The organism is Arthrobacter gandavensis (assembly GCF_015355785.1).
GTDB lineage: Bacteria > Actinomycetota > Actinomycetes > Actinomycetales > Micrococcaceae > Arthrobacter_B > Arthrobacter_B gandavensis_A.
Map to the genome: position 1 here is coordinate 164,617 of NZ_JADKYW010000003.1, position 18,968 is coordinate 183,584.

At 65.5% G+C, this 18,968-nt stretch carries 19 protein-coding genes; 3 read left to right on the forward strand and 16 right to left on the reverse strand.

Annotated features, from left to right (window positions below; translation table 11 throughout):
- Positions 1-19 precede the first annotated feature (19 nt).
- From ITX31_RS02210 to ITX31_RS02245, 8 genes are all read right to left on the reverse strand, one after another.
- Positions 20-1,096: an NAD(P)/FAD-dependent oxidoreductase gene (locus tag ITX31_RS02210; RefSeq protein ID WP_194781856.1), complete on the reverse strand. Its 1,077-nt coding sequence runs from the start codon at positions 1,094-1,096 to the stop codon at positions 20-22.
- A complete protein-coding gene (locus tag ITX31_RS02215; RefSeq protein WP_194781857.1) occupies positions 1,089-1,886 on the reverse strand; it encodes a protein phosphatase 2C domain-containing protein in 798 nt (265 codons plus the stop codon). Before ITX31_RS02215 ends, ITX31_RS02210 begins: the two co-directional genes overlap by 8 nt.
- Positions 1,887-1,906: 20 nt before the next feature.
- Positions 1,907-2,797, reverse strand: a complete 891-nt coding sequence (locus ITX31_RS02220) for an aminoglycoside phosphotransferase family protein (RefSeq protein ID WP_194781858.1) — start codon at positions 2,795-2,797, stop codon at positions 1,907-1,909.
- Positions 2,798-2,923: 126 nt separating this feature from the next.
- Positions 2,924-4,441: an Asp-tRNA(Asn)/Glu-tRNA(Gln) amidotransferase subunit GatB gene (gatB, locus tag ITX31_RS02225; protein ID WP_194781859.1), complete on the reverse strand. Its 1,518-nt coding sequence runs from the start codon at positions 4,439-4,441 to the stop codon at positions 2,924-2,926.
- Positions 4,441-5,943, reverse strand: coding sequence for an Asp-tRNA(Asn)/Glu-tRNA(Gln) amidotransferase subunit GatA (gene gatA, locus ITX31_RS02230; RefSeq protein ID WP_194781860.1), 1,503 nt, complete (start codon positions 5,941-5,943; stop codon positions 4,441-4,443). Before gatA ends, gatB begins: the two co-directional genes overlap by 1 nt.
- A gap of 8 nt (positions 5,944-5,951) precedes the next feature.
- Complete coding sequence (gatC, locus tag ITX31_RS02235; protein ID WP_055240369.1) at positions 5,952-6,248, reverse strand: Asp-tRNA(Asn)/Glu-tRNA(Gln) amidotransferase subunit GatC; 297 nt, start codon at positions 6,246-6,248, stop codon at positions 5,952-5,954.
- A gap of 166 nt (positions 6,249-6,414) precedes the next feature.
- Positions 6,415-6,909, reverse strand: coding sequence for a GNAT family N-acetyltransferase (locus tag ITX31_RS02240; protein ID WP_194781861.1), 495 nt, complete (start codon positions 6,907-6,909; stop codon positions 6,415-6,417).
- Between the two features lie 158 nt (positions 6,910-7,067).
- On the reverse strand, positions 7,068-7,514 hold the full coding sequence (locus tag ITX31_RS02245) for a TraR/DksA family transcriptional regulator (protein ID WP_194781862.1): 447 nt from the start codon (positions 7,512-7,514) through the stop codon (positions 7,068-7,070).
- A 315-nt stretch (positions 7,515-7,829) separates the two neighbouring features.
- On the opposite strand from ITX31_RS02245, the gene ITX31_RS02250 reads away from it, so the two are divergent.
- The gene (locus ITX31_RS02250) at positions 7,830-8,081 is read left to right on the forward strand and encodes a hypothetical protein (RefSeq protein ID WP_194781863.1); all 252 of its coding nucleotides are present in this window, start codon (positions 7,830-7,832) and stop codon (positions 8,079-8,081) included.
- Positions 8,082-8,135: 54 nt separating this feature from the next.
- On the opposite strand, the gene ITX31_RS02255 is transcribed toward ITX31_RS02250, so the two are convergent.
- Both ITX31_RS02255 and ligA read right to left on the reverse strand, forming a co-directional pair.
- Positions 8,136-8,927: an inositol monophosphatase family protein gene (locus ITX31_RS02255; RefSeq protein ID WP_194781864.1), complete on the reverse strand. Its 792-nt coding sequence runs from the start codon at positions 8,925-8,927 to the stop codon at positions 8,136-8,138.
- Positions 8,924-11,170 (reverse strand): NAD-dependent DNA ligase LigA, encoded by a 2,247-nt coding sequence (ligA, locus tag ITX31_RS02260; protein WP_194781865.1) that lies wholly within the window; start codon positions 11,168-11,170, stop codon positions 8,924-8,926. The genes ITX31_RS02255 and ligA overlap by 4 nt, the downstream gene beginning before the upstream one ends.
- Before the next feature lie 581 nt (positions 11,171-11,751).
- On the opposite strand from ligA, the gene ITX31_RS02265 reads away from it, so the two are divergent.
- Both ITX31_RS02265 and ITX31_RS02270 read left to right on the forward strand, forming a co-directional pair.
- Positions 11,752-12,195 (forward strand): YciI family protein, encoded by a 444-nt coding sequence (locus ITX31_RS02265; RefSeq protein WP_194781866.1) that lies wholly within the window; start codon positions 11,752-11,754, stop codon positions 12,193-12,195.
- A gap of 4 nt (positions 12,196-12,199) precedes the next feature.
- The gene (locus ITX31_RS02270) at positions 12,200-13,486 is read left to right on the forward strand and encodes an RNA polymerase sigma factor (RefSeq protein WP_194781867.1); all 1,287 of its coding nucleotides are present in this window, start codon (positions 12,200-12,202) and stop codon (positions 13,484-13,486) included.
- A 125-nt stretch (positions 13,487-13,611) separates the two neighbouring features.
- Here ITX31_RS02270 and ITX31_RS02275 read toward each other — a convergent pair whose 3' ends face one another.
- The 6 genes from ITX31_RS02275 to ITX31_RS02300 are packed head-to-tail and all read right to left on the reverse strand — an operon-like array spanning position 13,612 to position 18,932.
- Positions 13,612-14,499, reverse strand: coding sequence for a hypothetical protein (locus ITX31_RS02275; RefSeq protein WP_194781868.1), 888 nt, complete (start codon positions 14,497-14,499; stop codon positions 13,612-13,614).
- Between the two features lie 21 nt (positions 14,500-14,520).
- Entirely contained in the window at positions 14,521-15,018 is a 498-nt protein-coding gene (locus ITX31_RS02280; RefSeq protein WP_194781869.1) for a hypothetical protein, read from the reverse strand.
- Positions 15,003-17,810: a hypothetical protein gene (locus ITX31_RS02285; RefSeq protein ID WP_194781870.1), complete on the reverse strand. Its 2,808-nt coding sequence runs from the start codon at positions 17,808-17,810 to the stop codon at positions 15,003-15,005. Before ITX31_RS02285 ends, ITX31_RS02280 begins: the two co-directional genes overlap by 16 nt.
- Positions 17,811-17,864: 54 nt before the next feature.
- The gene (locus ITX31_RS02290; RefSeq protein WP_194781871.1) at positions 17,865-18,248 is read right to left on the reverse strand and encodes a DUF6507 family protein; all 384 of its coding nucleotides are present in this window, start codon (positions 18,246-18,248) and stop codon (positions 17,865-17,867) included.
- Between the two features lie 3 nt (positions 18,249-18,251).
- A complete protein-coding gene (locus tag ITX31_RS02295) occupies positions 18,252-18,557 on the reverse strand; it encodes a pore-forming ESAT-6 family protein (RefSeq protein ID WP_055240354.1) in 306 nt (101 codons plus the stop codon).
- 39 nt (positions 18,558-18,596) lie between these two features.
- Positions 18,597-18,932 carry a hypothetical protein gene (locus tag ITX31_RS02300; protein ID WP_055240353.1) on the reverse strand — a complete coding sequence of 112 codons (336 nt, stop codon included), beginning with the start codon at positions 18,930-18,932 and terminating at the stop codon, positions 18,597-18,599.
- Between the last annotated feature and the right edge of the window lie 36 nt (positions 18,933-18,968).

Consider the following 18,968-nt stretch of genomic DNA (forward strand, 5'->3'; position numbering starts at 1 on the left):
GTCTGGAATGAGAGATTGGTCACAGCCCCGCACGGGCGGGGGAAAGCGCCTCGGAAACGTTCAGGAACGGCCGCTCACCAAGCAGCTGGGCGGCGGCGAGTTCGGCTATTCCGGAAGAGGTCTGGAACCCGTAACCGCCCTGCCCCGCCAGCCAGAAAAAGCCGGGAACGGCGTCGTCGAACCCCACCACCGGCACTCCATCAGCAGCCTGCGTGCGCAGCCCCGTCCAAGCACGGCCAACGCGTCCCAGCTCCAGGCGGGCCAGCGTGTTGACCAGCGCCACCAGGCCTGCCACGTCCTCGGGCCGGTGCCGTGCGTCCTCCGGCGGGCTGGGTACCGCTTCGGACGGGGAGATCAGAACACCCTCAAGGTCCGGCCGGTAATAGAAGTTGTCCAGCGCGCCTGCAACCATGGGCCCGTCCGCAGCGGGCGGATTGCCGGCCTCCACGATTGCGGCGGTTCGCCGGTAGGGCTGGAGTCCGCGGGGCCGGGCCCCGAACATGCCTGCCAGTGAATCGGCCCAGGCGCCGCCCGCGTTGACGACTACGGCTGCGCTGAAAGTCTCACCGCCTGCGGAGACCAGCCACTCCCCCTCGCTGCGGCTGGCGGCATCCACCCGGCGGCCGGTGAGGATACGGCCTCCGCCGGCCTCGATCCGGGCCCGGTGCCAGTCCATCAGGATGTCCGTATTGCAGGAGACGGACGTTGTATCCAGCCCTGCGGCTTCGAAGCTGCCTGCTGCCAGTTCCGGGGCGAGGCCCATCGCCTCGGCCACCGTGATTGGATGCATGTGGCCGCTCGCACGGTCCCGGACATCCTCCTCGCGGCCCACGAGCATGAAGGACCGGGGACGCAGGATCGGTTCAGGCAGGCTGGCCTCCAGCTCCCGGATCAGGGCAAGGGTGCGAACCGTGAGGTCCTGGACTGCCGGCGGGCCGTAGCTGGGAATGAGCTGCCGTGCGGAGCGGGAGGAGGTGTGGTAGCCGAGTAAGTTCTCGGCTTCCAGGAGCACGACGCCGGTCGCCCGGACCAGGCGCGAGGCGAGGGACAGCCCCGCGATGCCGCCGCCAATGATGAGCACGGGAATCTCAGGCATCGGGCACCACCGTCAGGATCGTCGCGTCGTCCGCCTTTTCGCCGATGGCTTCCTGCCGGCGGCGAAGCTCCAGCAGCAGCTGCTGCGCTCCCACGGGCGTCGACGCGGCCCGGAGGAAACCACTGGGACTGTCCACCAGCCCGAGGTCCACCGCACGCCACGCCCCGTCCGAGGCCAGCACCACGCGCTTCACGGCCGGCAGACGGACCAGGTGGGCGTGCTGCACCGCTTCCGGTTCCCTCCGGGCCACCCAGAGGCGTCCCGGCGTGTTGCGCAGTTCCCGGTCCCGGCGAAGCAGCTCCCGAGCCTGGTCAGGATCTGCGGGGTGTTCGCGGTGGACACGAAGGTCCGCAGGTTCGCTGGTTACATGCACAACCGACCCGTCCTCCAGCTCCACTGCCGCATGGCAGTCAGCCAATACCATCACGTCCACGCCGCCGGCCGTGAGCTGCGCCAGGGCCAGCGCCGCACTGGGGAACCGGGTGTGTTCGCTTCCGGCCCGTTCCTGGGCCACCCGGTCCACTCGGCGAAGTGCCTCAGCCAGCACGCCGCCTGCTTCGGAACCGGCATCCGGGCCGGGCTTCGCATCGGCGCTCTCGGCGAGCAGCAGGTCCAGTGTCCGGGCGTACCAGGACGGATTGGACGCGCCGGGCAGATCCAGTTCCGGCAGCAGGGACGTGGCCCCGTCAATCACCCAGGCGCTGGCGTCCGCATAACCGCAGCTGTCCTCGCTGACGTGCCCGTCCCCTTCGGTCTGTACACGGACGGAGTGACTCCAAGAAGTGGGCATAGCCCATTCTGGCACGCGCCCTAGAACCAGGAGAGGTCGTCCGTCAGGATCTCCATGAGTGTCTCCGAACCCACCAGGTAGAGCCCGGGGTGGCGCTGCGCTCCGGCGAGCAGGTTTGAGGCCATGCACAGCGCCCAGCCTCGGGCCCGCAGCCAGACGGCCGGATCCGCGTCGTACCGCGCGCCCAGTGCTGTCCGGAAAGCGTGCCGCCCGGCCGGATTGAAAACGAGCCAGGCTGCCGCGAGGTCCGCGGCGGGGTCTCCGGCGGTAAGGTCGCCGAAATCGATGACTGCCTGAAGGGTTCCGCTGCCCGCAATGAGGTTGGCGGGGTGCAGGTCCCCGTGCAGCCACACCGGCTCCGAGTTCCAGCCCGGCAGTTCCAGCGCCTCCGCCCAGAGTTCGGCAACCCGGGCCGCATGCGGCACCATTCCCGAGTGGAGCCGTTCCTGCACGGCGTGGTCCCGGGACGCCAGCGGACCGCCCACCGCGGGGTTGCGGGGATAGTCCGGAGGGGCTGGTTGATGGAAGGCGCTCAGGAACCCTGCCAGCGGAGCGGCCAGGGGAACGTTTCGGTCCCTCGGCTGCAGCGACACATCCAGTCCGTCGTACCAGGCACTGATGCTCCAGGGATACGGGTAAGGCTCCTGGGGAACCCCGCAGTAGAGGGGCGCCGAGGTTGCCGTAGCCAGCCCGTCGGTCAGCGTTGGCAGCCACTGCTGTTCCTTGGCCATCAACACGGCCGCGTCATCCTGCCGGGGAAGGCGGACGGCATACTCGCTGCCGACCCGGAACACGTGATTCACCCAGCCGTCGCCCACCGAAGCAATTGCCTGATCCGCTAGCTGCGGCTGCTGGGTCTGCAGCAGGCCGCGGACCAGTTCGGCATCCACCCTGAGCTGGGACGTTGGCATGCCAGCACCCTACCGTGCCGCCGGACACTGCGGCAGGGCGCGTAACGCCCAACGGCCCCGGAACCGGCGCATCGGGTCAGCTGACCGTCAGCACCGGTTCCGGGGCCGCTGGGGTTAGGCGCGCAGCTAGGCGGAAACGCCCAGGCGTTCCAGGATCAGCTCCCGGACGCGGCCGGCGTCGGCCTGTCCGCGGGTTGCCTTCATGACGCCGCCGACGATCGCGCCGACGGCCTGGATCTTGCCGCCGCGGATCTTCTCCGCAACGTCCGGTGCTGCTGCGAGGGCGGCGTCGATGGCTTCGAGCAGGGCGCCGTCGTCGGAAACCACGGCCAAGCCGCGCTTTTCGATGACTTCCTCCGGGGTGCCTTCGCCGGCCAGGACGCCGTCCAGGACCTGGCGGGCCAGCTTGTCATTGATCTTGCCGGCCTGGACCAGCCGGTCCAGCTCAACGATCAGTTCCGGAGTGACGCCGGTGTCCACCGGATCCACTTCGGCTTCCTTGGCCCGGCGGGCAACCTCGCCCATCCACCACTTGCGGGCCACCTGGGCAGAGGCACCGGCTGCGATGGTCTCCTCGATGGCCTCCATAACGTCGGCGTTGACGACGTCGCGGAACTCGGCGTCGGAGTAGCCCCACTCTGCCTTGAGCCGCTTGCGGCGCTCGGCCGGCGGTTCGGGCAGGCGGGAGCGCAGCTCTTCGATCCACTCCGGCGTAGTGACCACGGGCAGCAGGTCCGGTTCCGGGAAGTACCGGTAGTCATCGGCGTCGGACTTCGGCCGTCCCGAGGTGGTGGAACGGGTGTCCTCGTGCCAGTGGCGCGTTTCCTGGACGATCTTCTCACCGGATTCAAGCACGGCGGCGTGCCGCTGGATCTCAAAGCGGACGGCGCGTTCGACGGCGCGCAGCGAGTTGACGTTCTTGGTTTCCGAGCGGGTGCCGAACTTTTCCTGGCCGTGCGGGCGCAGGGAAACGTTCGCGTCGCAGCGGACGTTGCCGCGCTCCATCTTCGCGTCGGAGACACCGAGGTTCTTCACGATTTCCCGGATGGCTGCCACGTAGGCCTTGGCAAGTTCAGGCGCGCGGGAACCGGCACCCTCAATCGGCTTGGTGACGATTTCAACCAGCGGAACACCGGCACGGTTGTAGTCCACCAGGGAGAAGTCCGCGCCCTGGATACGCCCTGCGGCACCGCCCATGTGGGTGAGCTTTCCGGCGTCCTCTTCCATGTGCGCGCGTTCGATTTCGACGCGGAACACGGTGCCGTCTTCAAGCTCGACGTCCAGCCAGCCGTCGTACGCGATGGGGTCTTCGTACTGGGAGGTTTGGAAGTTCTTGGGGGTGTCCGGGTAGAAGTACTGCTTCCGGGCGAAGGTGCAGGATTCGGCGATCCTGCAGTTCAGCGCCAGGCCAATCAGGATTGAGTACTCCACGGCGGTCTTGTTCACCACCGGCAGCACGCCCGGCAGGCCTAGGTCCACGGGCGTGACGTTGGTGTTGGGCTCGTCCCCGAACACGTTCGGCGCATCGGAGAACATCTTGGTCTTGGTGTTGAGCTCTACGTGGACCTCGAACCCGAGCACCGGGTCGTACTTCTCCATGGCGGTCTCGAAGGGAAGGGTCTCTTCCTGGGTGTGCACGGACATTACTTTCCTCCTCCGAGTACGGGTGCCGAGGCAAGCAGCGGGCCGCCCCACTTCTGCTCCAGCAGGCCTTCGAGTGCCGCGCCGGCACGGTAGAGACGCACATCTTCGCGGGCCGGAGCCAGGAACTGGATGCCCACCGGCAGCCCGTCCGCCAGGCCGCCGGGGATGGAGATGCCGGGAACGCCGGCCATGTTGGCCGGGATGGTGGCGACGTCGTTCAGGTACATTGCCAGCGGATCGTCCAGCTTCTCCCCCAGCTTGAACGCGGTGTTCGGCGAGGTCGGGGAGATCAGCACGTCAGCCTGGGCGAACGCGGCGTTGAAGTCGCGCTGGATCAGGGTGCGGACCTTCTGGGCCGAGCCGTAGTAGGCGTCGTAGTAGCCGGCGGAGAGGGCGTAGGTGCCCAGGATGATGCGGCGCTTGACCTCGTCGCCGAAACCGGCGGCACGGGTGGCGCCCATGACGCGCTCGATGGTGAGCGGCGGGTCGGCGGGCAGGCGGCGCATGCCGTAACGGACGCCGTCGTACTTCGCCAGGTTGGAGGATGCCTCCGAGGGCATGATCAGGTAGTAGGCGCCCAGGGCGTACTTGAAGTTGGGGCAGGAAACCTCAACGATTTCAGCTCCCGCGTCCTTGAGCAGTTCCAGCGACTCGTCAAAGCGGGCCTGTACGCCGGGCTGGTAGCCCTCGCCCTGCAGTTCCCTGATGACGCCGATGCGCATGCCTGCGACGCTGCCGTTGCGGGCGGCTTCGGCAAGGTTGCCCACGGGATCGGTCAGCGAGGTGGAGTCGCGCGGGTCGTGTCCGCCGATGACTTCCTGGAGCAGCGCGGCATCCAGTACGGTCCGGGAGACCGGGCCGATCTGGTCCAGCGATGACGCCATGGCGATGGCACCGTAGCGCGAGACGCCGCCGTAGGTGGGCTTCACACCCACGGAACCGGTGACGGACGCGGGCTGGCGGATGGAACCGCCGGTATCCGTGCCGAGGGCCAGCGGTGCCTCGAACGCAGCGACGGCAGCAGCGGAACCGCCGCCGGAGCCGCCGGGAATGCGGTCCAGGTCCCACGGGTTGCGGGTGGGGCCGTAGGCGGAGTGCTCGGTGGAGGAGCCCATCGCGAATTCATCCAGGTTGGTCTTGCCGAGCATCGGCATGCGGGCTGCCCGGATCCGGGAGACCACGGTGGCGTCGTACGGGCTCATCCAGCCTTCGAGCATCCTGGATCCGGCGGTGGTGGGCTGGCCCACCGTGACAATCAGGTCCTTGACGGCGATGGGAACGCCGGCAAGGGTGTGCAGCTCTTCCCCGGCAGCGCGGGCTTTGTCCACACCGGCGGCAACTTCGAGTGCCTCGTCGGTATTGACGTGCAGGAAGGCGTTGATCTCGCCGTCCACTTCGGCAATGCGGTCCAGGTGGGCCTGGGTGACTTCGACGGCGGAAACCTCGCGTGCGGCGAGCTTCTCCGCCAAAACGGCAGCGGGAGAGGTAATCAGTTCACTCATGGAAGTATTTACTCCTCATCCAGGATGGCAGGGACCTTGAAGCGGCCTTCGGCGTTGTCCGGAGCGCCGGACAGGGCCTGCTCATTGGTCAGCGTCTGCCCCACGACGTCCTCGCGGAACACATTCACCAGCGGGATCGGGTGGGAGGTGGCCGGGATATCCTCACCGGCAACTTCGCTTACGGACTTGATCGAATCCACGATGACGTCAAGCTCGCCGGCCATCTTGTCCAGCTCGTCATCGGTCATCTCAATGTGGGCCAGCCGCGCCAAATGCGCCACGGCCTCACGATTGATCTCAGACATGAGTCTCCCATGCGTCTTATGCAGTATTTTCGGCCTTACGCCGGTATCCGTACCAGTCTACGGCGTTTGGCCCCTCGGTTCGGGTGGCCGGGACATCCAGGGCGCGGCTCCTTCACTGCGTGCGTGAAGGCAGGGTCCGACGCCGGTGCCTGGCTATGACCGCCCGCTAGAGTTCCAGCCGGAAGACCCACAGCACGTAGTCTTCGCCCGGAACGGTCCAGTCCCTCTCGGGCACGCGCTCGAAGCCCAGAGACAGGTACATGCTGTGCGCGCCTAGCATGCTGGTCATGCTGGTGAGCGAAACGGCGTGGATTCCGTCCAGGCTCCGAGCGTGCTCCACGATCGCGGTGACCAGGGCGCGGCCCACTCCCCCGCGCTGGACTGCAGGGTCAACGGCCAGCATGCGGAATTCGAGTTCACCGTCGACGGCGATGTCCGTGTAGGGCTGCCCGGCGAACGTGACGGCGGCGGATCCTGCCACGGCGCCGTCTTTCTCCGCCACCCAGAGCTCGGCGTGCTGATCCCGGTGTTCAACGTTCTCGAGTTCCTGGACGTAGGGATTGTCAGCGTCAATGAACCCCGCCTTGAGGTACGCCTCGCGGGTGATCCGCCGGATGTCTTCATAGTCAGCCGGTGTTGCCCGCCGGACGGTAATGCTCATGGGTATTACGAATCCTTACGTGGTGGTTGATTTCCACGGATGATTCTATCGGCGCACCCGCACCTCCGTGCGCCGGTGGTGACGGCGCGCACAGCGGTTCCGGCGGCGCCGGGCGGCAGGCGGCAGGCGGCAGGCGGCAGGCGGCAGGCGGGCGACCGTCAACGGCGCCGGGCGGCAGCGGCGCAGGCAACACAAAAGCGCGCCTCGGGACGGATCTCCAGCCGGGCCTCCGGAATGGGCTCTCCGCAGCGTTGGCAGATTCCGTAGGCGCCGTCGTCGAGCCTCGCCCTGGCATCCAGCAGCTCCACCAGGGAGGCTTCGAGAGCCGCGAGCATTGCCACTTCATTTGCCCTCTCCACCGTGACGGTGGTGCCTTCTGGATCATGCTCGTCATCCGCAGGCGTGTCCTTCGCGGCCGCAGTCACTTCCCGGATGTCCGCCAGCACGGCGTCGATCTTGGCGCGGGCTGAGTCGATGTGCTCGTCGAGAATCGCGGCGAAGCGGGCAGCGTCCAGATCTTTGGGCGTTTCGGGCTTCTGTTCCCGGACATGTGCGGTGACGACTGGTGCCAGCTTGCGCGATGCCGCTTGAACTTTACGTGGCATGGTGCGTCCTTCCGGGTCCATGGATCTCGCTAAGTTCCATCCATTATCCGCGCGGGTAAGCCAAATACCCGCCCCGGGAGGGGCCGCTTTCCTCACGGCTTAAACCTCAGCCGCTGCCCCGCGGCAAAAGGGTGCGGTGGAGCTCAAGCGGCCCTTAGCTCAAGATTTGCTCAAGGCCTGCACAGGAAACCCATAATTCTTCCCCCGAGCAGAAAACGGGCACGCCAGACCCGACTTTTCCCTGCATTCTTTGGCTAGTCTCACTTCACCGTTCCTGATTGGTCTCGTAACGGAGTTCTAGTACTGGGGGTAGACATGAAGCAGGAAATCCGGCTTGCTCCGGGCATGATCGTCAGCTGCCAAAAGGGCATCAGTTCCGTGAAGCTGCGTGTCATGGGGGCCAGCCGCTGCGACGGCTGCAGCACCATGGGCGTCATTGTCCAAGTCATGGAAGACGCCGTAGTGGACAACTTCCATTACTGGAAAGGGCACGTCATTGTGATGGACCGGAACAGGATCACGGTCGACTCGAAAACCTCCGTGCCGTCCTGGACCGGCTCCTACTGAGCGGCCGCAGAGTCCCCGTGTATCCGGCCCCGCCTGGTCCCGCTTAGGTCTTCGTCAAAAGACCCGGGCAGTGGTCACCGCGGCCAGCCGCTCGGCGTCGTCCATTCTGCGGTCCGGCGAACCGGGACGGCCGACCGTCAGTCCGGCTTCCTCGGCGATGAGCGCACCGGCTGCGAAGTCGTGCTCGTTCAGGCCCCGTTCCGCATAGGCATCCAGGGTTCCGTCAGCCACCATGCACAGGTCCAGTGCCGCGGAGCCGAGCCTGCGCAGGTCCGCAAATCCGTCCATCTGCTCCCCCAGCGCGGCGTACTGTTCGGAGCGGACCTCCGGCTCGTAGGAGAAGCCCGTGCCCAGCAGCCTCCCCGTCCGTTCGGGATCCGGGCCGTGAAGCCGCCGCAGGCTGCCTTGCTCTGCCAGCCAGGCGCCATGTCCCCGCGCAGCCCAGTAGACCCGCACCAGCGCCGGTGCGTGAACCACCCCGGCCAGCCACTCGCCGTCGGCGTTCACCGCGGCCACGGACGTGGCGTAAAAGGGAATATTGCGGATGAAGTTGGTGGTCCCGTCCAGCGGGTCCACGGACCAGCGGATACCGGAGGGATCCTCCGGAACGCTGGCCTCCAGTTCCTCACCGGTCACCGCGTCAAAGGGACGCAGCCGGTTGATGACCTCCCGGACCGCGTACTCGGCCTCGGTGTCATAGGCGGTGACCCAGTCGCCGGAGGCGCCCTTGTTCTCCACGTGCAGCCCCTCCTCCGACCGTTTGGCCAGCACGGCGGCCCCGGCGGCAGCTGCCTGCCGGGCGACGTCGAGCAGTTCCAGCGGATCGGGGGCGGGTGCTTTGGTCATGGCGTGGTTTCCTTGTCCTCTGCGTTGTCTCCTGCGTTGCCTGCCGAACCTGAGTCCACCGGTCCGTTCTCCAGCAATTGGCGGAACCCGTCCTCGTCCAGTACGGGAACTCCCAGCGACTCCGCCTTATCCAGCTTGGTGCCGGCGTTCTCGCCCGCCACCAGATAATCGGTTTTTTTGGAGACGGAGCCGGAGGCCTTGCCTCCGCGGGTGATGATCGCTTCCTTGGCCTCGTCCCGGCTGAAGTTCGGCAGGGTGCCGGTGACGACGACGGTGAGGCCCTCCAGCGTGCGGGGCTGGGAGTCGTCCCGCTCGTCGGCCATGCGGACACCGGCGCGGGCCCAGGAGTCGACGATTTCAACGTGCCAGTCTTCGGCGAACCATTCCTCCAGCGCCGCAGCGATGGTCGGGCCAACGCCGTCCACGTGGGCGAGCTGCTCTTCGGTGGCTGCCCGGATGTTCTCCATGGAGCCGAACGCAGTGGCGAGGGCGCGTGCCGCCGTCGGACCCACATGCCGGATGGACAGTGCCACCAATACGCGCCACAGCGGCTGGGACTTGGCTTTCTCAAGCTCCTCGAAGAGCTTGCGGGTGTTGGCCGACGGCTCGGAGGGCTTCTTCGCGGTGCCCTTGGTATAGAAGTAGGGAACCAGTTCGGTACCCACTACTACGCCCTTGGAACGCTTGGGCCGTTCGATCCGCACCTCGGCCAGGTCTTCGATTTTCAGGTCGAATAGTCCTGCCTCGCTGGTCAGCGGCGTAGTCTCCGGTTCCGCGGGCGAGGTCAGCGCGATGGCAGCTTCCCAGCCCAGCGCTTCAATGTCGAACGCGCCGCGGCCAGCCAGGTGGAACACCCGTTCGCGCAGCTGGGACGGGCAGGACCGGGCGTTGGGGCAGCGGATGTCCACGTCCCCTTCCTTGGCCGGTTTCAGCTCGGTGCCGCAGGAGGGGCAGTGCGTGGGCATCACGAAGTCGCGTTCGCTGCCGTCGCGGAGGGCGGTCACGGGGCCGACGATTTCCGGGATGACGTCGCCTGCCTTGCGCAGGACGACGGTGTCGCCGATCTTGACGCCCTTGGCCTTCACCACGTCCTGGTTGTGCAGCGTAGCCATCTCCACGGTGGACCCGGCCACCTTGACCGGCTCCATCATGCCGAACGGGGTGACGCGCCCGGTGCGGCCCACGTTGACGCGGATGTCCAGCAGTTTGGTGTTCACTTCCTCCGGCGGGTACTTGTACGCGACGGACCAGCGCGGCACCCGGGAGGTGTGGCCGAGCGCGCGCTGCAGCGCGAAGTCATCCACCTTGACCACGATGCCGTCGATTTCGTGGGCCAGGCTGTGCCGCTGCTCGCCGTTCGCAGCGATGAACTCCAGCACCTCGTCATAGGTGTCCAGCACTTTGTAATAGGGCGAGGTGGGCAGTCCCCAGGTCTTGAGCAGCTCGTAGGTATCGGACTGGCTGGCTGCTCCCAGGCCTTCCCGGGCGCCGATGCCGTGCACGTACATGCTCAGTGGGCGCTCCGCGGTGACCTTCGGGTCCTTTTGCCGCAGCGAACCGGCAGCTGCGTTGCGCGGATTCGCGAACGGCGCCTTCCCGGCGTCGACCATTTTCTCGTTGAGCCGCGTGAACTCCCTGGAAGGAATGAACACCTCGCCGCGGATCTCGACCTCGGCGGGAAGGTTCTCCCCCTGGAGGCGGCGCGGGATGGAGGCAATCGTGAGCACGTTGTGGGTGATGTCCTCGCCGGTGGTGCCGTCGCCCCGGGTTGCCGCGCGGACCAGTTCCCCGTTGCGGTACAGCAGGTTCACCGCCAGGCCGTCGATCTTCAGTTCGGTCAGCCAGCGGACCTTCGACCCGGGTGCGATAGAGGCAATGGACGCTTCGGCTCGCTTGACCCAGGCGTCGAGTTCATCCAGCGAGAAGACATCTTCCAGGCTGTACATCCGGGACAGGTGTTCCACCGGGGCGAACGCCGCGGACACTTCGCCGCCGACTTCCTGAGTGGGGGAATCGTTGGTCACCAGTTCCGGATGGAGTGCCTCGAGTTTCTCGAGCCGGCGGTACAGCTCGTCGAACTCGGCGTCGGAGACCAGCGGGGCGTCCTCGTTGTAGTACGCGAAGCGGTACTTCCGGACCTGGTCAGAGAGAGTCTCATACTCTTCGCGCAGGCTGTCGCTGGGCGGGGTGTCCGTGCTGACGGCGTCGGCGGCTTCTTCGGGGGAGGTCTTGGCTGTGCTCACCTACCCAATCTTGCCGTATGTACGACGGCGGCGGGAGCTTTGCGGGGCCTGCCGGCTGCCGCGCGTCCCGGGCTGCCGAGGTGCTCCCCACAGGAACAACTCCGGACAGGCCGTCTGCTCCCCTGCTTTCCCTGTGATCGGTTCTTGCCCTTTCAGCGGAACACACACGGCGGGAGAGAACGCATGGACATGTTTCAGGACTTTCCCGAGTTGGTCAGGGACCACTACAGCACGTATTGGATGGGCGGAGGCCTCAGTTATTCCGGAGACTACTTGGGTAAGGACCGGCATGAACCGTTTCCGATCTACGTGTCGGCTTATCAGAGTGGAGACAGATCACAGCGGGCTTCGGATGGCGGAGAGGGAACTGGTAAACCAGCACCTTCCGGAGGGGTACGTGCTCTATCGACCTGCCCCCACTCTTGGGGTCGCAGCTCCCAATCAGTTCCCACGCCGTACGTCGATCGGTCGGCGCGCTCTGAACAAAACAATTTCTCCGCGGCTGTCGATATCCATGCAGCCCGTTCGACGGCATAGTAGGAGCAGCACGGAGCGCTCCCTCTAGAGGTCAGGAGAATGCCATGAAGTACATGATGATTATGCGGACCACCGATTCGGCCGTTGAAGCGTCCAAGGACATGCCGTTTGAAGAAATCATCAACGCCATGGGCGCCTACAACGAGTCGATGATCAACGCCGGTGTGCTGCTGGCCGGCGAAGGACTGGCCGAGGCAACGGAGGATGCCAACTTCCTGGTGGACTTTTCCGAAGACCCGCCGCTGATCACCGACGGCCCGTACGGCGAGACCCACGAGCTCTTCAACGGATTCTGGATTATCCAGGCTTCCTCAAAGGATGAGGCTGTGGAGTGGGCCAGCCGGTGCCCGCTTGGCCCCGGCGCGAAGCTGGAAGTCCGGCGGGTTACCGATGCCTCTGACTTTGAGGACTTCGCGGACAACGAGTACATCCAGAAGGAAGAAGGATGGCGGGAGCAGGCAGAGAAGCTGCGCGCGGAGAACCCCTAGCGCCATGGCGGATGCAGGCAGCGGGGTCCCCCCGGGTGAGGAGACGGCTGGTGCGGACGCTGCGGCCGCAGTCCGCCACCGGATAGACGCCGTTTGGCGGATTGACGGTGCCGGGATTGTCGCGGCCTTGGCCCGTGCCACCGGGGATCTGGGTCTGGCGGAGGACGTTGCCCAGGAAGCGGTGGCTGAGGCGCTGGCCTCCTGGCCGGCTGGGGGCGTGCCGCGGAACCCGGCTGCGTGGTTGACCTCCGTCGCCAAGCGCCGCGCGATTGATGCCTGGCGGCGGGCGGAGCGTCTCGAGGAGCATTACGCGGATCTCGGCAGGGAGCTCCGCGACGAAGCCGCCCCGGCGTGGGATCCGCTGCCAGACGACGTCCTGAAGCTGATTTTTGTGGCCTGTCATCCGGTGCTGTCCCGTGAAGCGCAGGTGGCGTTGACCCTGCGGATTGTGGGCGGACTGTCCACCAGGGAGATCGCGCGGCTGTTCCTGCTACCGGTGGCCGCGGTGCAGCAGCGGATTGTCCGGGCAAAGAAGACCCTGGCCGCCGCCCGGGTTCCTTTCGGCGTACCGGAACCGAATGAGTGGCGGGACCGGCTCGGCGGAGTGCTCGCGGTGATCTACCTCCTGTTCACGGAGGGGTACGCTGCCTCCGCAGGGCAATCGTGGTTGCGCCAGGACCTGGCGTTGGAGGCTTTGAGGTTGGGCCGGCTCTTGTCCCGCCTTGTTCCGCGGGAGCCGGAGGCGTTCGCCTTGGTGGCGCTGATGGAGTTCCAGGCATCCAGGTTCCGTGCCAGGACCCGTGTGGATGGATCACCCGTGCTGCTGACCGACCAGGACCGCACGCTGTGGGACCGCGCCCAGATTGAGCGCGGACGGGCTGCCCTGGCTCAAGCTGATGCTCTGGGGCGCGGCCGGGGAAACTACGCCTTGCAGGCCGCGATCGCGCAGTGCCATACGGTTGCGCCGAGTGTGGAGGGTACGAACTGGCAGCGGATCGTGCTGCTGTATGAGGCTTTGGGCCGGCTGGCACCGTCTCCTGTGGTGGAGCTAAACCGCGCCGTTGCGGTTTCCATGGCGACCGGTCCGGCAACGGCTCTGGAGATGGTGGACCGGCTTGCTGCCTCGGGTGCGCTCCGCGGCTCGCATCTGCTGCCCAGCGTACGGGCTGAACTGCTGTCCCGCCTCGGCCGGATCGAAGAGGCACGGACTGAATTCAGTACTGCTGCTGCGCTGGCGCGCAATGACCGGGAGCGGGAGGTTCTGAAGGGCCGCGCTGCAGGAATGCCTTAACGCGTCAGCAGATCGTGCTCGGTCAGCACGACGTCGCTGAGGTCTTCCCAGCGGAACGCTCCGTGATACTCGCCCCGTCCGGCAATAGTGATCTCAGGGATTTCTCCGCGGCGAATCTCACCTGGTCACCCCCGGAACGCCAGGGACGGCAACCGATTCTGGACCACCTGAACATCCTGCACCTGGGAGGCCGGCACCACCGTCCAATACACCCCGGCATCAGCCTTATTCAGCCCCAACGCCTCAGCCCGGTCAGCGTTATGCCCCGTATAGAACAACCGGTACAGCTGCCCGTCCTCACCCTGGGCTACATCCGTAATCCGGAACGGTTCACCCTGCCACGAACACGTCGCCAGCAGCTCATAGAAGTCCTGGATCTCCCCCAGCCCCACCGTCCGGCGCCAAACCCCCTTCGGGGTCCGCTCAAAACCCTCCACCCCGGGATCCGACGCAGCCGCCACTTCAACGGAACGGCCCTCGTTCACCAAATCAGCACGGAACACCTGCCCCTGCCACACCGCGGACCAGCCCATAATGTGCGACGGGCTATGCGCACCAGGCCGGGAAATCCCCGAGGCATCGGACACACCCCAGCCGGTCGCCACCTCAAAATAGACGGCAATCAGTTCCTCGGGCTGCCCGGCCCGGATACGCCACAGCTCGGCTCCCGGCGGAATGGCACATTCATCCAGGAAATACGACGGCACCACACCACCGGACCACGCCGCGAAACCCGTCCCCGTGAACGGCGGACGGTCCACAAACTCCGGATCCGCCGCATCGTGCACATACACGGACAACGGCACCTGGAACCGCAGCACATCAACGTACCCGGCGCCCCGGTCCCACGGCGACCCCGGGAAATCCAGGCCATGAACAGCAAACAAGTCCTCCGGCGTCCGCGCATTCACAGCATCCCCGGCGTTCACCACAAACCCCGAAACCGTATCCCGGTTACCACCTACCAGGAACTCAACCTGCGCCGGACTCAACGCCTTCTGCAAAAAAGTCATTACTACCCTTCGGTAGGTCAATCAGTCAGTGCCATATGGAATAGTTTCTACTCTGATATCCCGAACTCGGTCTGCGGGAAGCCAGCCACCGACAAATACGTGTTCCAACGGTTCATTCTCGCTAAACGGCTTGAAATTGTGGTTGTTGATGAGTTGGCGCTTGTACTGCGCAGCCATCGGGTCAATGCTTTCCACAGCCAGATTCCCATCATCATCTTCCGCGATGAGCACAAAGTTACGTCCCGGACCCATATTCCCCGTCACCTCGACGCTGTGTCGGTTGGTAACTTCGTCTGCCGGGACATCCAAGCTGTGGGCAAGGGGCGTTTTTGCAACTCGGTTCGGAAAGGTTGCAGTGTGCCATTCCGGTCCTGGCGAATCGCCGCCGTTCTGCACCAAGGTCAGATACCCTTCATATGGCTTCAGCGACCACAGCTCAAATTCTCGCCCCTTCCATGTCCCGTAATTTCCTGTGAGTTTTGTCCCGTCTTTTCTCCACATAATTACGGGCTCATCCATCCAGTTTTTTGATTAAAGACTCCCACTAATACTTCGTTTCCGTCCCTGTCGATCCGCCACATTTCCGCACCCGATTCCATTATTACACCCCTGTCGACCTTGAGTTCCGGCACCACAGGCAAAGCTTCAACCCTGCTGCTCGTGAGGCCATGACCGGTGTTCGGCCATTCCGCGCGGTCAGCAAGTGTTTCTGCTCCCCCTTCGGTATTCGCGTGTTCCCGGTAGGTTGCGACATCCTGCTCCATGAGCCGAATATCTTCGGGCGTGAGGGCTCCGTTGGCCTCTCTGACCTGCTCTGCGACCCGGTCACGGCGCAGCTCCTCGACGCGGAGATGGTTGGAATAGTCCGGGATGTGTATGGGGGCTGCGTTCTGCGCGTGGAAACGCACCGCGTACACGGCTTCGGTTTCTCCCACCTTGTAGGGCATTCCGCCGTTGTTCGGAAGGGCGTAATCCAGCCTTAGGCCGAGAATGATCTCGTCCACGGTCCGCAGTATTGCCGTGTCCGACGCCTGCGAGATGAACCCGCCCATACTGCCTGCATAGCGGTCCTGATTGGCCAGGACTATGCGGGCATCCTCAGCCCCCATGATTTTCTGGAACGGTTGGCTGATGTCCCCGCTGCCCAGCAGATGCCGGACGTCGTGGACCAGGATCGCCTGCGCATCGGTCAGGTCGTAGTAGTAGCGGGTCGGGATTCCGCGCAGTGCGTTCTCCAGCGGGCCGGCACCGGGGCGAACAGGTCCGCGGGTCTCGCCGTCGAAAGCCTTCTCCAACAGATCAGCGACCTGCGTCTCCACCACATTCGGCGGCAGCTTACCGTCCGGGCCGCGCAGCCCCTCCAGGGCCTGGAACTCCGCCGACGGAAGATGGGTCGCAAGGAAATCGTCGGTGTTCTTCCACGTCGCAGGATCCAGGGAACGCTGCAGCTGCGCAATCTGGTCGTTCCGCGTTGACACAGTATGCGTGCGGTCCCCGAGGTCCACCCTCTCTACCCGGCCCTCAGCGTCGTAGTGCACAACGGGCTTGGGCGCTGGTGCATTCGGCGCATCCGGCGCGTCCGGCGCGTCAGCTGACGCTGGCGCATCAGCGTCACCGTTCCGTGGTCCGCCGGCAGCATCGTCAACCGCTGCAGCACCAGGGCGCACATCGTCGGGATCGCCCTTCGCACCCGGTCGTGCGTCGTCGACGTCAACGTGCGCCGCTGGAGCAGAAGTATCCGTTGTCTTTCCTGACGGCGTGCGGTCCTCCGGCACGGCATGCCCGGGCCTGCCTGACGGCGGCTCAGCACCAGTTCCGTTGCCGCGCACCGGGGCATCCGGTGCAGATGACCGGCCGTTGCCGGAGGGCTCAGGAACGTTCGTACGCACCGGGGCATCCGGCGTCGTCGTGGAATGCGGGACCGTGGAGCCGGTACCCGAACCGCCGCCGGTACGGGCCGGCGGAGTATCCGGGGTGAAGGCCACGACGCGGGGGCCTGCCCCGCCGGCACCGACGGGCGCAGGCGTGCCAAAGCGGCCGTGGCCGGCGTTGGCCAGCGCGGCATCCACCTTGTTCACAGCCGCCCGGCCCGAGTCGATCAGGAACTGATCCGCTGCCTGCCACGCAGCGCCGACCTTCCCCACGGTCACGCGGGAGGTATCCACCACCGTGGTGATCGCATTGATCTTGAACGCCTGTGCGGCGTCGGTAACCTTCACCGTCACCCCGGCTACCTTCCCGATACCGGCGGCATTCACCACGGCCGAGACCTTGCCGGAGGCATTGGCTACATCGCCGATCTTCCCCGCCACGGAACCGACCTTCGCCGTGGCACCTGCACCGGCCGTCAGCAGGATCGTAGCCAGGTCGAACGACGTCGCTCCGGCGGCGTACGCGGGATCGGTCTGCCACTCATCCCAGTGGATGGCGGCCTTGCCAACCGCCAGCAGTTCATCCCGCGCCTGCTGAACACGGTCACTGTTGCCGCTGGCGTGCAGGGCAACCTGGACTACGGGGCTGGTCATGATGGCGACATTCACCGCCAGGTTCCCCAGTCCCTTCCAGGTTTGTTCGAAGGCCTCCGCGCCGCCGAGACCAACCATGTTGCCGAGCCCGGTGACGGTGCCGGTGACACCGCTCCAAACACCCTTTCCAAAGGAGGCCACGCCGTCCCAGGCGTCCCGGTACCAGGGTTTGTCCCATTCGGTGGGCTGCCCCCAGGGAACGTTGCCTTCCACCGCAGCGGCATCGAGCTGTTCTCCGCTGAAGCCGAACTCCACTTCGCCTGTTCCGGCGCCTTCTTCAGTGGTCCGCACATACTTCGGGCCGCCGTAGATGGCACTGATCGCGTTGGCGCAGACGCGCTGGGCTTCCTGAAGGTCCGAGTACAGCCGGTTCAGGTCGCCGATTATGTTCTGCTCGGCTTGGATTAGTCCTTCGTCGTCGTCCCAGTCGTCCTGGCTGCGTCCACGGATCCGGGAGAAAAAGTTGGCGGCGTCTGCCTTCACCGCGTCCAGCCGCACTTTCAGGGCATCCACGGTATCCGCGTAGGCCAGCACCGCTTTGTCGACGGTACCGACGTCCGCATCGAGATCGGCGGCGGAGGACGTAACCGGCCGGAAGGCGTTGAACACCACCTCGGAACCGGCAATGTCATACACGTCCGGTGACTGCAGGTGTCCCCACGCAGCGGCGGACTCCTCAGCGGTTCCTACGACGTCGCCGACCGCGCTGACCAGCGCGGCAGCCGCGGCGCGGATCACTTCCGGATCCGGCAGCACAGCCTCGAACGCTGCGATGTCGATGCTCAATGGTTTCCCCCGGGTTTGAACTGGATACGAGTGCTGGTTGGGCCTGCGGCCGGCTTAGAGGGGCTGCGGTCCCGGCCCGTAGTGGGCGGCAGGTTCAGGAGCCGGAGGCGGATCGTCCGCCGCGGACTGGGCGGCACGCATGGACGCTTCGCGGGCATCACTGGCCATCTGCCCGTCTGATTCGAGCAGGATAGCCAAGACGTTGTTGACCGCGTTCACAGCGTTCGAGGAGCGTCCGGCAATGTTGGTGAAAGCCGGGTTGATCAGCTTCTCGGTGAGGGAACCCAGTTCGGTTGCCACCGGCTCAGCCATGCAGGCCGTGGCCAGCTCGCTGATCTTCTCCCCCACGGCAGCAAATTCGGTACCGTATTCCTCCAGCAGGGGTGCCACCTGCTGGAGGACTCCGGACACGGCGCCGGGGTTGACGTTGTAGCTCACCGGCTAGCCAATGTTCTGGACAGCGCTCCTGGCACGGGAGCCCGCGCTGGACGCCGTCTGGTCATTCAGGTTAAGCGTCTGCTTGACCAGTGCGATGATGTTGCGGGTCTCGTTGGCGGCATTGCGGAAGCGGTTCTCCACCGCCTGGTACTCCTCGGAGACGCCGTCCGCCTGGAAGTCGGACATAGCCGCGTTCACGGCTTTCTCGCGTTCGCCGATCAGGGACTCAAGCCGGGCAACAATGGCCTGGATGTCTCCCTGCACGGCAGCGGAAGTATCGGTGTCATAGCTCAAACGGTCCTGGGACATGGCAATTCCTTCTCTAAGACTGTGGAAAGGGGGACGGAGTTAGCGCGAGGAGCCAAAGCGTGCGGCGTCAAAGCTGGCCGCGCCCTGCTGCTGGGCTGCGTTGTCCGCGGACTCCTGGTCGCCCATCTGGAAGGAACGGTCCATTTCCGACTGGCCCATGAGAATCGCCGACAGGGAGCTGTTGAGCTCATTGGCGATCTCATCGGTGCGGGCCTTGAACTCATCGAAGCGCACCCGGCCCTGGCCGTTGAACTTGCCCTGGAGCGGGGTGACGGCGTCCATAAGGTTGCGGACCAGCTGGCCCAGGTCCTCATTGGAGTGTCCCGTCTGCTGCGTCAGTGTGCCCAGGGTCGAGGACCCCATATCAAATTTCATTCGTCTACCACCTCCGGCACCTGCGTGCCATTCGTC

What these genes read in the sequence shown, in the direction of transcription:
- ITX31_RS02300 (WP_055240353.1), bottom strand. Translation starts at nt 18,932, where the DNA reads ATGAAATTTGATATGGGGTCCTCGACCCTGGGCACACTGACGCAGCAG.
- ITX31_RS02255 (WP_194781864.1), bottom strand. Translation starts at nt 8,927, where the DNA reads ATGACCAAAGCACCCGCCCCCGATCCGCTGGAACTGCTCGACGTCGCC.
- gatA (WP_194781860.1), bottom strand. Translation starts at nt 5,943, where the DNA reads ATGAGTGAACTGATTACCTCTCCCGCTGCCGTTTTGGCGGAGAAGCTC.
- ITX31_RS02280 (WP_194781869.1), bottom strand. Translation starts at nt 15,018, where the DNA reads ATGGATGAGCCCGTAATTATGTGGAGAAAAGACGGGACAAAACTCACA.
- ITX31_RS02220 (WP_194781858.1), bottom strand. Translation starts at nt 2,797, where the DNA reads ATGCCAACGTCCCAGCTCAGGGTGGATGCCGAACTGGTCCGCGGCCTG.
- ITX31_RS02270 (WP_194781867.1), top strand. Translation starts at nt 12,200, where the DNA reads ATGGCGGATGCAGGCAGCGGGGTCCCCCCGGGTGAGGAGACGGCTGGT.
- ITX31_RS02275 (WP_194781868.1), bottom strand. Translation starts at nt 14,499, where the DNA reads ATGACTTTTTTGCAGAAGGCGTTGAGTCCGGCGCAGGTTGAGTTCCTG.
- ITX31_RS02250 (WP_194781863.1), top strand. Translation starts at nt 7,830, where the DNA reads ATGAAGCAGGAAATCCGGCTTGCTCCGGGCATGATCGTCAGCTGCCAA.
- ITX31_RS02215 (WP_194781857.1), bottom strand. Translation starts at nt 1,886, where the DNA reads ATGCCCACTTCTTGGAGTCACTCCGTCCGTGTACAGACCGAAGGGGAC.
- ITX31_RS02210 (WP_194781856.1), bottom strand. Translation starts at nt 1,096, where the DNA reads ATGCCTGAGATTCCCGTGCTCATCATTGGCGGCGGCATCGCGGGGCTG.
- gatC (WP_055240369.1), bottom strand. Translation starts at nt 6,248, where the DNA reads ATGTCTGAGATCAATCGTGAGGCCGTGGCGCATTTGGCGCGGCTGGCC.
- ITX31_RS02240 (WP_194781861.1), bottom strand. Translation starts at nt 6,909, where the DNA reads ATGAGCATTACCGTCCGGCGGGCAACACCGGCTGACTATGAAGACATC.
- ITX31_RS02245 (WP_194781862.1), bottom strand. Translation starts at nt 7,514, where the DNA reads ATGCCACGTAAAGTTCAAGCGGCATCGCGCAAGCTGGCACCAGTCGTC.
- ITX31_RS02295 (WP_055240354.1), bottom strand. Translation starts at nt 18,557, where the DNA reads ATGTCCCAGGACCGTTTGAGCTATGACACCGATACTTCCGCTGCCGTG.
- gatB (WP_194781859.1), bottom strand. Translation starts at nt 4,441, where the DNA reads ATGTCCGTGCACACCCAGGAAGAGACCCTTCCCTTCGAGACCGCCATG.
- ITX31_RS02265 (WP_194781866.1), top strand. Translation starts at nt 11,752, where the DNA reads ATGAAGTACATGATGATTATGCGGACCACCGATTCGGCCGTTGAAGCG.